We start from the raw sequence: 13,110 nt of genomic DNA on the forward strand, positions 1-13,110 counted from the left end.
ACTGACCGGCAATTTCACGAGTGGTGACTCTCTTCCGTGGTGAGACCGTCGAACACCGACCGCAGGGTGTCCAACGCATGGTCGAGCTGCGCCTCGGTATGACGGCAGTTGATGAAGAACCGCAAGCGCGCCTCGCCCTCGGGGACCACCGGATGCCCGATGGCATTGGCCATCACATTGCGCTCCAGCAGTTCCATCGAGGCGCGCACCGCGGGTTCGTTCGCGCCGGTGATGATCGGGGTGATCGGTGTGGCCTGGCCGTTGCCGATGTCGAAGCCGAGTTCGCGGGCCCGGCGGTGGAAGTACTCGGCGTTGTGCCGCAGTGCCGCGACGCGTTGCGGCTCGTCGTGCAGCACAGCCAGACCCTCCAGTGCCGCCGCCGCCGCGGACGGCGCGGGTGAGGCCGTGTACATGCTCAGACCAGCGGCGGAGTATTTGAATCCTTCGACGAGCTCGCGATTGGCCGCCAGGTATCCGCCGACGCTGCCGAGCGCCTTCGACAGCGTGCCCATCCAGACATCGACGGCATCGCCGGGCAGATCGAACAGCTCACGCGCGCCGAGCCCGCGCTCGCCGAGGACACCGAACGAATGCGCCTCGTCGATCATGATCGAGCAGTCGTATTTCCTTGCCACCTCGATGATTTCGGGCAGCCGGACCACATCGCCGTCCATGCTGTACACACCCTCGATCAGCACGAGGGCCCGATCGAAGCTGCGCCGCGACATCGCCAGAATCGCGTCCAGCGATTCGGGATCGTTGTGCCGGAAGGTGACTCGTTTGCAGCCCGCCCATTCGGTGCCGGAGACGATGCTGTTGTGGATCAGCGAGTCGCAGACCGCGATATCGCGCTTCCCGAGCAGGAAGGCGACCGCCGCAGCATTGGTGAGGAAGCCGCTGGCCGTCACGATGGCGGCCTCGGTGTCGTAGATTCGCGCGAGCTCGCGTTCCAACTCGCCGTAGAGCGGTAACTCTCCCGCGACCATCCGAACCGCGGCCGCGGACGTCCCGTACCGGCCGATCGCGGCAATGGCGGCGGCATGCACGCGCGGCTCGGCGGCCAGATCCAGATAGCCGAAACTGCTGAAGTTCAGCATGTCCCGGTCCGCGAAGCTGGTCACCGCCCCGCTGATGCCGTCGTGCGGCAGATAGTAGGGATTGAGCACACCGGCCTCGCGCGTCCAGGCATCGAAGGCGGTGAATTTCTCGTTGGCCTCGAGCACACCCGGATGATCGCGGAAGGAGGTCTGCAGGCTCGGGCCGCGAGCGGTCCGCACATCGGCCGCACCGCGTTCGGGTCCCGGCGCCGTCGCGGTGCCGGCACGATTGGTACCGGCACCATTGCCCGCATCGTGCTTGGCCATCAGGGCACGGGCGAGCGCACGGGGATCGATGCTCTCAGTTGTCATGCAGTAGTCCTCACGCTGCTGTCATTGGCGGTACTTGCTTCTTCGTGCGCGATCTGAGCGGCGATCTTGACGCCGAGGCCCGCCAGCGAGAGTCCGGCCCCGATCGAGAGGACCGACATCTTGACGCCGAGGCTTTTCACGACGCGTGCACCGAATTCCATGGCCATCAGCGAATCCAGCCCCAGCTCCATGGTCGGAGTCGCCAGATCCACGGTGTCCGCGTCGACGCCGAGTACGACCGCGAGTTGTTCGGCGAGCAGGCAGGCGACCACCTCGCCGCGGAATTCCGGGTCCAGCGCGAGGATTTCGGCGCGCAGTGCGCTCGTGCCCGCCGCGCCGCCGCCCGCGGCGGTGACCAGTTCGACGAAACGCGGCGCGCGCGCCGACGAGCGGTGCGCGAGTGCCCACTGCGCCCAGTCGATGTCGAGCAGGGCGAGCTGGGTGATGTCGAAACGCAGACATTCCCGCAGCAACAAGGTCGCGAAATCCATATCCAGCGAGCCGTATCCGGTCATCTCGGCATAGCGGGACACCGCGCGGGAGTCGGCCATACCGCCGTCGCCGCGCATGAATCCCCAATCCACCGACAATGCGGGCTTGCCCTGTGCGCGCCGCGCCCAGGCGAGTGCGTCGAGCGCGGAATTGGCTGACGCATAACCCAATTGGGGTGAGAGCCCGGCGATGCCGCTGGCCGAGGAGTACAGCACGAACAGCTCGAGCTCGACGCCCGCGGCAGTGGTGGCCCGATCGAGATTGGTCGCGCCGATCACCTTCGGATCGAAGATTTCGCGCAGCGATTCGGCAGTGACCTCGGGAATCTCGGTGTTGTTGACCACGCCCGCGGCATGGATGACACCGCGCAACGGCGCACCGCCGGCCTGGATGCGCGCGACGAGATCGGCGACCGCGTCGTAGTCGGCGACATCGACGCGCTCCTCGCGCACGTCGACACCCTCGTTCGCGAACCGCGCCAACTGTTCTCGCGCCGCATCGGTGGACGCGCCACTGCGACCGACGAGCACCAGGTGACGGACTCCGGCACGCACCAATTGACGTGCGGTGGCCAGACCGAAGGCCCCGAAGCCGCCGGTCACCAGATAGCTTGCGGCGGAATCGAATTCGAATTCGCCCGGGATGTGGCGTACCGCCGGATGTGCTTCGCGCAGATCGAGCACGACCCGGCCGATCTGGGCGGAGCGCGCCACCGTTTCGAATGCCGAGGTCAGCTGGTCGAGTGCGAACGGTGTGTTCGGCAATGCGGTGTACTCGCCGTGGAACATCGCGTCCACCACGCGCCGGGCCGCCCGCCGGACCTGCGCGGGTCGCCGGGCCAGGATGCGGTCGATGTCGACGGCGAAGAATGCCAGATTCCGGTCGAAGGGACGCAGGTCGATGGTGCCCGAGCCGTAGATGTCGGCCTTGCCGATATCCACGATGCGGCCGAATTCGCCCGCGACCCGGAAGTTCTGCTGCAGGATCTCGCCGGGCGCGGAACTGTAGACGACATCGACGCCCGCACCGTCGGTCAAGCGCAGCACCTCGTCGACGAAGCCGATCGACCGGGAACCGAGCACCTCGTGTGCGCCGAGCGCCCGCACCTGGGCGCGCCGCTCCTCGGTACCGGCGGTGGCGATCACTCGCGCCCCCATTCGCAGTGCGACCTGAACGGCGGCCATGCCCATACCGCCCGCCGCGCCGTGGATCAGCACGGTTTCGCCCGGCTGCACCCGCGCCAGTTCGCCGAGCCCGATTTCGGCGGTGAACAGCGGCATTACCGAGGTGCAGTGCAGCGGATCGAAGGTACCGGGCGGGAAGATATCCATCCGGGTGGTCGCGCCGGTGTCCGGCCGGATCGTCACGTAGCGCTGCACGATTCCCGGTGCCACGACCGAAATCTCGTCTCCCGGTGCGATATCGGTGATATTGCTGCCGACCCGCGTCACGACGCCATAACCGTCCATGCCGATCTCGGTGCCGAAAAATGTTCCGTCCAGCTCTTTTTCGGTGAGCACACCCAGCACCTTGAGCGTGTCCTTGTAGTTCAGGCCGACCGCCTGCATTCGGATCTCGACCTCGTCCGGTCCCGGCGCGACCCGATCGCAAGTGCGCAGTGCGAGTTCCGGCAGCAGTCGCGAGCGTGGGATATCGAGCCGGAAGGACTGTTCGGGATCGGTGAGCGGCCGTGGCACATCCCATCCGGCCAGCCGGTCGGTGAGGGTCTGTCGCCAACGGATCGTCCAGCGCGCGCTCGCACGCAGCGCCACCTCGTCGATGGTGGTGTCGGTGTAGATCTGCTCGAGGATGTCAGCCGCCGCGGAGGCAGGTTCGGTATCCACCAGCCGCCACTGTCCGGCCGGAAGTTCGTTGAGCAGTTCCCTGCGCGCACCGGTCAGTACCGAATGCTCGAGCCGGGCGAACCGGTCGATCGGCAGGCACAACGCATGTTCGGTGACCACGACGGCGTGGACCACAAGGGGCAGCCCATCGGACAGCAGGGCCTTGATCGCCTGGGCGACCTGTGCGAGCCCGTACACATTGCGCATGCCGTCGAGTTCGGACCCGGCGACGGCAACGACCCGCAAGCGCTCGACCTCGGGCCGGGAATGCGCGGTACGCAGCAGGTCGAGCAACTGTTCGCTGTCGGCCGCCGAGGCATGCTCGCCCACCGTCACCACCTCGGCCCGGATCCGCACATTGGCGATTTCCTTGGCCCGCTGGGAGATTTCCGCGCCGAGGTTGACGACGAGCAGGAACTCCTCGTCACCGGGCAGGTCTTGCATCGCCGGTTCCGCGGAGTCCGTCACGATCTCCCACACCGGCTCGTAGAACAGCCCGTCGAGTTGCTCGGAGAGCGCCGACTGCGGTGTGAGAGCGCGGAACTGCACCCCCGACATGGTCAGTGCGACGTCGCCGCTCGCGGACGCGATGCGGATATCGGCGCGCAGCGGGTTACCGGGTACGCGGGTGAGGACCACGACCGGATCGACCGGAATCGGTCCGGTCCAACGGATCCCGGCAATCCCGGCAGGCACGACCACCTCGGCATCGGTTCCGGAATTCGGCTGTGTCGCAGCTGTTCTCGCGTACAGCGCGGCGAAGCACTGTAGGGCCGAGTCGACTATCGCCGGGTGGGCGAGATGCCGCTGCCCGATCGTTGCAGACGAATCGAGGTGTGCGACAACGCTATCCGCGCCGACCCAGACCTGGTTCAGCAGCCGGAAGGCCGGGCCGTAGTGGAGTCCGTGCTCGGCCATGCTCTCATAGAGCTCCGCGACCGCGACCTCCACCGAGTCCGCGGGCGGCGCGATGGCGACGGTCGTTGCGTCGGTGTCCGCCTCGATGAGACGGCCGTGGGCATTGAGTGTCCACCCCCCACCATCTGCGGGCCGGGACTGGATGGTGAACCGGTGGGTGCTCTCTTCCACGCCGATCCGCACTACCGGCACATCGTGCTCGTCGACGACCAGCGGACTGATGAATTCGACGGATTCGAGCCCGAACGAATCCCGGCCGGTGCGTAGCGCGATGGCGCTCATGGCGGCGTCCAGGTAGGCCGCCCCCGGCAGCACCACGGCACCGGCCACGACGTGATCGTGCAGCCATGGCAGATTCGAAACCGACAGTTGGACTTCCCATTCCGTGGCCACTGCGGCAGTGCGATCACCGAGCATTGCATATCCGTTCGGGGTGCCGATCCGATCCAGCTCCGTTTCCGGCTCCTGGGTCCACACGAACCGGCGCTGCCACGGATAGTGCGGCAGGTCGACATGCCCGGCATCCGGATCGATCGCACTGGGCAAGCGGTCACCGTCCAGTGCGCCCGCCCGGTACAACTCGCCGATCGCGGTCAGGATGTTCTCGCCGTCGTCGCCGCCGCGCGTAAGCGTGCTGATGGCGGCACCGGTAATGCCTTGCTGCACCAGGATTTCCCGAATACTGCCACTCAATACCGGGTGCGGGCCGACTTCCAGGAAGACCCGATGTCCGGCATCGAGCAGTTCACCGATCGCGTCCGCGAACCGGACCTGATCGCGGACATTGCGAGCCCAGTACTCCGGACCCCAATCCTGTTGCGTCGCTTGCGTACCGGTGACCGTCGAATAGGCGGGAACGGTGGTATCCCCCGGTGCGATCGTCGCCAGCGCGATGCGCAGATCATCGAGGATCGGGTCCATCAGATGACTGTGGTAGGGGACTTCGACACGCAGCGCCTTGGCGAAAACACCGTCGGCGGTGAGACATTCGCCGAGGTCCGCCAGTACCTGACTGTCCCCGGCCAAGGTGACCGCCGACGGGCTGTTCACCGCGGCAACGCACACGCCGTCGAGGTCCGACAGCAGTTCGCGCGCCTCGGCCTCGGTCAGCCCGACCGCCAGCATGCCACCGGTCCCCGCCGTGGTGGCCTGCAAGCGGGACCGGTGATAACTGACCGTGACGGCCTCGGTCAGCGACAGCGCACCGGATACGTACGCCGCGGTCACCTCGCCGACGCTGTGTCCCACCGTGACGGCGGGTCGAATGCCGAACTCGGCGAGTTCCGCCGTCAGCGCGGCCTGGAGCAGGAAGTTGGCTGGTTGCGCGATCTCGGTGCGCGCGATCCGGGAGTCCGCCTCGTCGCGGCCCATCTCCTCGAGGATCGACCAGCCAGCGAGTTCGGTGAATTCCCTATCGATTTCGCGCGCCAGTTCGGCTGCCGGCCCTTCGCCCGCGAGCAGGCCGCGGCCCATAGCCCACCACTGCGGCCCCATACCGCTGAAGACGAATACCGGGTCGGTGTGGCCCTCCGCGATGGCACGAGCGGGCGGTTGACCGCCGCCGGCGGCGAATTCCGCCAGCTGGGAACGCAATTCGCCGGAATCGCGGTAGCGGAAAGCGGTTCGCAACGGGTGATGCGCGCGGCGCACCCAGGCTGCCTCGGTCAGGGTGTCGAGCGGTTCGGTGTCGGCCGCAGCCAACAGCCCTGCGGCGAGCGTGCGCAGCGCCGATTCGCTGCGCGCCGACAGCGGCAAGATCGGCAGCCGCACTGCGGTTGTGCCAGAACGGGTTTCGACTGCGGCAGGCGCAGGGCCGATGAGCGCATGCGCGTTGGTGCCGCCGTAGCCGAAGCTGTTGACCGCCACCAGCGGCCGGACCAGCGGTTCGGCCGCCATCGGCACCCGCAGCCGCAACTCGTCGAACGGAATCTCGGGATTGAGCTGGTCCAGCCGGGCCTGCGGCGCGATCGTCCGATGGTGAACCGTCAACGCCGCCTTGATGACTCCGGCCACGCCCGCCGCCGCCTCGGTGTGACCGATATTGTTCTTGACCGACCCGACCGGCAGCGGCTCGGTCCGGCCGTCGATCGCGCCGTACACCTTGCCGAGGGCCGTCATCTCCGCCGGATCGCCGACCGGTGTCCCGGTGCCGTGCGCCTCGACGTAGCCGATCTCATGCGGTGCGATGCCCGCGCTGGTGTGCACGCGTCGGGCAAGTTCTTCCTGTGCAACGGGATTCGGGACCGGAATGGCCAAGGTGCGGCCGTCCTGATTCACGCCGCTGCCGCGGACCACCGCATAGATGCGGTCACCGTCGCGTACCGCGGCCTCGAGCGGCTTGAGGATCACCACACCCGCACCCTCGCCGCGGCCGTAGCCGTCGGCGGCCGCGTCGAACGATTTGCAGCGACCGTCCACGGACAGGAATCGGCCCTTGCACATGGAGATGAAGGTTTCCGGCTGCAGCATGGCATTGGCGCCGCCGACGATGGCGGAGCTGCATTCGCCGAGCGCCAGTGATCGGACGGCCTGATGCAGTGCCACCAGCGATGACGAGCAGGCGGTGTCGATGGTCATGGTCGGGCCGTGCAGGTCGAGCAGGAAGGCGATGCGCGCCGAGAGCAGGGTGTGCGACGAGCTCGTCGGGGTGTGGCTGTTGATCGCGGAGCGGATCACGTTGCGGCCCACCGCGTTGTCGTTCATGAAACCGCCGACGAAGACGCCGATATCGCGTCCCGCGACCCGTCCGGCCATTCCGCTATCGTCTAGCGCCTCCCACGCGACCTCGAGCAGCAACCGCTGCTGCGGGTCCATGATCGAGGCCTCGCGCTGGGAGATGCCGAAGAAGTCGGCGTCGAACTCCCACAGCGACTGGGTCAGGAATCCGCCACTGCGGGTGTACATCCGGCCGGGCGCGTCCGGATCCGGATCGTAGAACTTGTCGAGGCTCCAGCGATCCGGCGGCACCTCGACGATGCCGTCGCCCTTGCGGATCAGGAAATCCCAAAAGGCGCCCGGTCCGTCGATTCCACCCGGAAATCGACAGCCGATACCGACGATTGCTGCATCGGACATTGCGCAGTCCTCGATTTCTACCCTGAGCATTGAACGGTAGGCAGCATACTTTCGATATTCGATCGGCAGCGCAAAATGGCTGAAACCTGTTGCAAACAGCGCCGATCGGGGTCCACATAGTGAAATTACAGTGTTATCCGGAAAGGCCATGACATTGTTATCGCCTGGGCTGACACTGTTATACGTCGGCGCACCTCACAGCAGACTCGAAGAATAACAATGTAATGGGTTCGAATAACAATGTAATGCGAACCCATGACATTGTTATCCAAGTACGGTGTCGGCCATGAACTCTGGTGAATTCGCCCTCGACCCGGCCGCCGAGCCCATCGAGGACACCGACTGGCTGCGCGAGTTCGTCGAGCGCTACATCGCCGGTTGGAACACCGGCGACGGCGACGCGGTGGCGGCCTGCGTCACCGAGGACACCCGCTGGCTGGACCCGTCCGAGGGCGAACCGATCATCGGCCGAGCCGGGGTCGCGAAGTTCGTCCACGACACCAAGCGGGCATTCCCAGATGTCGATTACACCACCGTCTTCGAGCCGGTCGTCACCTCGGACGCGCTGGCGGCGATCGTGCCGTGGCGGATGACGGGCACCCACCTCGGCATGATCGATCCGCCCGGATTCGCCGGCACCAACAAGAAATTCGACCTGTTCGTCGTCGACATCTGGCAGTTCCGCTCCGGACTCATCTGGCGCAGCAAGGCCACCTGGGATCTGAACGAACTACTGCTGCAACTCGAATTGCTGCCCAAGCGCAACGGATTCGCCGAGCGAGCCATGGCCCGCGCCCAGCGCCTCGCGGTCAAACTCCGTGGCTGATCACGTGTGCGGGCCGGTCAGCGCGGTGACCTGTTCGAGGGCACGCGCCACCGACTGCTCGATCGTCGCGCGTTCGGCACCCATACCGATCAGGATGTTCACGATCGAAGGCAACAGCACCTCCGACACCCCCTGGTCGCCGTACAGGCCGGCCATATCCAACTGGATGAACCCGTACAGCCCGGTCCAGAACTGCGCCGCGGCCGAGCGTTCATTCGTGCTGTGCAACAGATTCGCCGCCAGCGCTCGCCGGGTCGCGCGCACCACGAAATCGAAGCTCTCCGCGAAGTTCTCGAAGTCGGAATCGCTGCCATCGGCCAGCACATTGCCGCGGTGCACCTTCACCTCGGCCTTCGGCGACTCGGTGGCGAACATCAGCCGGAACAGTTCGGGTTTGCGCACCGCCTCATCCCGAAAGATGAAGCCGAGCACCAGGATTTCGGCGATCGGATCGTCGCTGACCTCGCATTCGGCCAGCCGCGCGACCAATTGCGCGAAACCTTCGGAGCCGACCGCCTGGATCAAGCCCGGCATACCGCTGAAGTTGGAGTAGATCGCCATGGTCGAGACCCCGCATATCCGCGCCACGCGACGCACGGTCAACGAGGCGAGTCCTTCCGTCGAGATGAGTTGAACTGTGGCCGTTATCAGGCGATCGCGCATCGAGCCGGTTAGTGCGGGCTCCAACGCAGTTGCAGTGTCGATCATTACCTCACCTAGCAGTGCTCGTCCTTGCTATGCCGCCGCGACGCCCAACTCCTCGGCGGTGATCTCTTCCAATGGCTTGCGCCGGGTTTCGACGATGAACCCGACCGCCACCACCGCCGCGATCGCGATCGGCGCCGCGCTGATCAGTGCGGTCACCGTGATCGATGGCGCGGCCACGGCGAGCACCACCAGCGCGATGACCAGCACACCGCCCGCCTTGGTCATGGCCGCAGCGACACCGCTGCCGCGAGACCTGATCCGGGTCGGGTAGACCTCCGCGCCATAGGCGACGATGACCGCGACGACCGAGCTCGAACCCCAGATCGGCACCACGAGAAGGGCATACAGCAGCGTGGTGTTGTCGGCGATGTGGTCGCCGAGGATTACGAAACCGCCGAGCGCGATGGCGAGCAGCGTGCTGAGCGTGATCAGCGTCCATTTGGTCGAGCGGTGGTAGCAGTAGGCGACCAGGAAGTTCAGCGGAAAACCGATCAGCGCGGAGTCACGCAGGATCTTGTCGGCGGTGACGCCGGTGAATCCGAGGCTGCGCAGATTCGTCGGCAGCCAAAGCTGGAAGCCGTAGGTGACCAGTCCGACCCCGAGTCCCAAAAGCGCCAGCACGATGGTCATTCCGGCGAAGGGACGGCGCAGCAGCTGACCGAACCCGCCCTGCAGATCATCCTCGGCAGCGGTTTGCGGCTGCTCGACCTCGATGACCTCGGCATTGTATGTGCGCAGCACCTCTTCGGCCTCGCGGTGCCTGCCGATGGCCATCAGGAACCGCGGCGACTCCGGGATCCAGCGGACCAGCAGCACCAGCAACAGTCCGGTGGGCAAGCCGATCAGCCACATGCTGCGCCAGCCGTAGGTCTCGCCGATCGTCGAGGACAGCCAGCTGGTGATGACGTAGGCCCCCGCGATATCGCCGCCGATCAGCACCAGCAGCCAACCGCGGTGGCGCGCCGGGATGGTCTCCGAGAGCAGCGTGAAGGCGATCGGTAGCATCCCGCCCGCGCTCAGGCCCATGATGAAGCACATCGCGACATTCAGCTCGAAGCTCGGCATGGCGCCGCAGATCGCGGTTCCCACGAAGAAGATTCCGGCCAGCAGGATCGCCGCCTTGCGGCCGATGCGGTCACCGAGCCAACCCCACAGGAACGACCCCAGCACCGTGCCGGTGATACCGGACAGCGGCAGCAGCGCCACCGGTAGCGCGTCCAGATGCGGGCTCGCCGGGGTGCGCAGGTGGTACTCGGCGCCGACACCCGGAACGACGAAGGCCAGGGTCGTCGGCTTCATCACGTCGATGGTGATCGCGGCGGCCATGATCAGCAGCAGCACCACGTGCACGCGATTGAGCGGCGCGTCGTCGAGTGCCCGCACCCGCAGCCCGGCAACCGTGTCGTGCACCGCGCGCTGCGGGAACAGGCCGTAAGTGGTGACGCCCAAACCGATCACGATCAGGATCATCCCCGTGATCATGGCGCCGTCCATGGGCATGCCCGCCAACCGATAGCCCATGTCGCGGGCCATGAGATACATCGGAAGGTGCAGGGCGGTGCCGAGCACCGTCAACACCAGACCGAACCAGAAAGCTCCCGTACGTCGACGGTTGACCGGCCCCTCCGGTCGAGGCGCGATATCGACGGCGTTCACATGCATCACCGGACCCTCATCAGCCCCCGCACACCAGTTACCGATCGGTATTACACACGAGTTCCGTGCCGGTGTGGGGTTTTTAATCTGTTCGGTATCAACAAGTTCGGGGCGCGGCGGACTTACCTATGAGAATGGTTACGACCACGGCCGGCTGGGTAACCTGCTGCGCCGATATCGTAAGCCGATTCCCACTGATGGGAATATGATCGATTTGTCTATTATTCGACGCGCAAGTGCCTGATGGATTCGCCACCCTTCGTGTGATGCAGGCGGCCGAAGCGACTGTCGAGGAGGTTGGCCATGGCGTCGGCGGCGCCGGTATAAGCCTCTTCGACCGTAGCCGCACGGTGGGTTACGGCGACCGGAGGCTGGCCGGATATCCGGGCCTCCAGTACGCATTGCTTATCGTCCGGACCGCCTTTATCGGCGTTCAGATCGGTCAGATGAACTTCCAGTCGGGTGAGCTGCTCACCGAAGCGGTCGAGCGTCGAGGAGAGCGTCGATTCCACGCGCTCGGCCAGCGATGCGCCGCCGTGGATATTGCTGCCGGTGTTGACCTGAATCTGCACGAGCGTCTCCAATCCGATAGGTGTCTGCCCACGGTTACCGACTCGCGGAGCGCGAACTCAGCAATCCGTCGGCAATGCCGACACTACTCGCACGGTTGTGCGCTCAGCAGATTCCCAGGTTCAGACCGTCTGTGCCGCGACCGGTGGCGTAAGTTGCTGCGCATCGGGAACAACAGTGCCGCGCAACGAGGTTCCCGCGGTCTCGCGCAGGAACGACCAGGCGACGAGTCCGATCAGGCTGGCGCCCACCATATATGCGGCCGGGAACAGCGACCAGCCGGTCGATTCGATCGCGGCCTCGTTGACGAGCGGTGCGGTGCCGCCGAATGCGGCGGTGGAGATGTTGTAGCCGAGGGCGAAACCCGCATAGCGCACATGCGTCGGGAAGATGGCCGGAAAGGTCGAGCTGATCGTCGCCAGCTGGGGGACGTACAGCAGGCCGAGCACGATGAATCCGGTGATGGCCCAACCGGTTCCCTGCCCCATCAGCCAGTACATGGGCAGCGCGAGTATCGCGAGTCCGACCAGCGAGACCAGCCAGAGCGGGCGGCGGCCCACCCGGTCGGACAGCCTGCCGAAGAACGGCAGCACGATCATCATCACCAACTGCCCGATCAGCATCATCGCGGTGGTGGTCGATTCGCCGACGCCGATGGTGTTCTGCAGGTAGGTCGGTTGATAGGTGAGCAGGGTGTAATTCACCACGTTCAGGGCGACCACCAGGCCGATCAGCGTCAGGGTTTCGCGGTGGTAGGTGGTCAGCACCTCCCACACGCCGCCCGGCGGATGCGGTTTGTCGGCCACCTCGGCGAACACGGGCGACTCGTTCAGATGCGAGCGCAGGTACCAGCCGATCAGGCCGAGCGGCACCGCGAACAGGAAGGGCACGCGCCACCCCCAGTCGTGCATCGCATCCGAACCGAAGATGAGCTGACACAGCAGCACGACCGATGAGCCGCCGACGAACCCGCCGAGGGTGCCGAATTCCAGGAAGCTGCCGAGGAATCCGCGCTTGCGATCGTCGGCGCATTCGGCCAGATATGTTGCGGCACCGCCATATTCGCCACCGGTCGAGAAGCCCTGCACGACGCGTAGGGCGATGAGCAGAACCGGTGCGAACCAACCGATCTGGGCATGGGTCGGAATCAGGCCGATGCATCCGGTAGCAGCGGCCATCAACAGAATCGTGGTGGCCAGCACCACTTTTCGGCCGAGTCGGTCGCCGAGCGGTCCCCAGACCATGCCGCCGAGCGGGCGCAGCAGGAAGGAGATGGCGAAGCCGAGCATGGTACCGAGGGTGCCGAGTTCGCCCGGGAAGAACGCGTCGGTGAGGTAGGTGGCGGTCGCGGCGTAGACGCCGTAGTCGAACCATTCGGTGGCATTGCCCATCGCGGAGGCGGCGACCGATCGGCGTAGCGTTTTCTTCTCCGATTCGCGATCCGTCACCTGCGCCTCCTCAACCGCCCCGGTCACGGGCCTCGATTCGTTCGACCGGCCCGATCCGGTTTTTCCGAGTGCAGGCACGGAATTAACCGGTACCCAGGTTCCAAACCGGGCAAACAAGGGGCGGGCCCACCGAGCCGGTGACGGGCCCGCCGCCACCTGCGAAA

Annotated in this window: 7 protein-coding genes; 1 reads left to right on the forward strand and 6 read right to left on the reverse strand. The window is 65.9% G+C overall.

Annotated features, from left to right (window positions below):
- Window positions 1-14: 14 nt before the first annotated feature.
- Window positions 15-1,409, reverse strand: coding sequence for an aminotransferase class I/II-fold pyridoxal phosphate-dependent enzyme (locus OIE68_RS22780; protein WP_327101363.1), 1,395 nt, complete (start codon window positions 1,407-1,409; stop codon window positions 15-17).
- Entirely contained in the window at window positions 1,406-7,738 is a 6,333-nt protein-coding gene (locus OIE68_RS22785) for a type I polyketide synthase (protein WP_327101364.1), read from the reverse strand. Before OIE68_RS22785 ends, OIE68_RS22780 begins: the two co-directional genes overlap by 4 nt.
- Before the next feature lie 286 nt (window positions 7,739-8,024).
- On the opposite strand from OIE68_RS22785, the gene OIE68_RS22790 reads away from it, so the two are divergent.
- A complete protein-coding gene (locus tag OIE68_RS22790; protein ID WP_327101365.1) occupies window positions 8,025-8,564 on the forward strand; it encodes a nuclear transport factor 2 family protein in 540 nt (179 codons plus the stop codon).
- Here OIE68_RS22790 and OIE68_RS22795 read toward each other — a convergent pair whose 3' ends face one another.
- The 4 genes from OIE68_RS22795 to OIE68_RS22810 form a co-directional block, all read right to left on the reverse strand.
- Window positions 8,565-9,272 carry a TetR/AcrR family transcriptional regulator gene (locus tag OIE68_RS22795; RefSeq protein WP_327101366.1) on the reverse strand — a complete coding sequence of 236 codons (708 nt, stop codon included), beginning with the start codon at window positions 9,270-9,272 and terminating at the stop codon, window positions 8,565-8,567.
- Window positions 9,273-9,299: 27 nt separating this feature from the next.
- Window positions 9,300-10,934: an MFS transporter gene (locus tag OIE68_RS22800; protein ID WP_327101762.1), complete on the reverse strand. Its 1,635-nt coding sequence runs from the start codon at window positions 10,932-10,934 to the stop codon at window positions 9,300-9,302.
- A 215-nt stretch (window positions 10,935-11,149) separates the two neighbouring features.
- Complete coding sequence (locus OIE68_RS22805; protein ID WP_327101367.1) at window positions 11,150-11,500, reverse strand: HPF/RaiA family ribosome-associated protein; 351 nt, start codon at window positions 11,498-11,500, stop codon at window positions 11,150-11,152.
- A gap of 120 nt (window positions 11,501-11,620) precedes the next feature.
- Complete coding sequence (locus OIE68_RS22810; RefSeq protein WP_419150786.1) at window positions 11,621-12,889, reverse strand: MFS transporter; 1,269 nt, start codon at window positions 12,887-12,889, stop codon at window positions 11,621-11,623.
- Window positions 12,890-13,110: the final 221 nt, after the last annotated feature.

Source organism: Nocardia vinacea (genome assembly GCF_035920345.1).
Taxonomy (GTDB): Bacteria; Actinomycetota; Actinomycetes; order Mycobacteriales; family Mycobacteriaceae; genus Nocardia; species Nocardia vinacea_A.

Bases quoted from the DNA above. Each gene is read 5' to 3' on its own strand.
- OIE68_RS22795 (WP_327101366.1), bottom strand. From the start codon at position 9,272: ATGATCGACACTGCAACTGCGTTGGAGCCCGCACTAACCGGCTCGATG.
- OIE68_RS22780 (WP_327101363.1), bottom strand. From the start codon at position 1,409: ATGACAACTGAGAGCATCGATCCCCGTGCGCTCGCCCGTGCCCTGATG.
- OIE68_RS22790 (WP_327101365.1), top strand. From the start codon at position 8,025: ATGAACTCTGGTGAATTCGCCCTCGACCCGGCCGCCGAGCCCATCGAG.
- OIE68_RS22810 (WP_419150786.1), bottom strand. From the start codon at position 12,889: ATGGGCAATGCCACCGAATGGTTCGACTACGGCGTCTACGCCGCGACC.
- OIE68_RS22800 (WP_327101762.1), bottom strand. From the start codon at position 10,934: ATGCATGTGAACGCCGTCGATATCGCGCCTCGACCGGAGGGGCCGGTC.
- OIE68_RS22785 (WP_327101364.1), bottom strand. From the start codon at position 7,738: ATGTCCGATGCAGCAATCGTCGGTATCGGCTGTCGATTTCCGGGTGGA.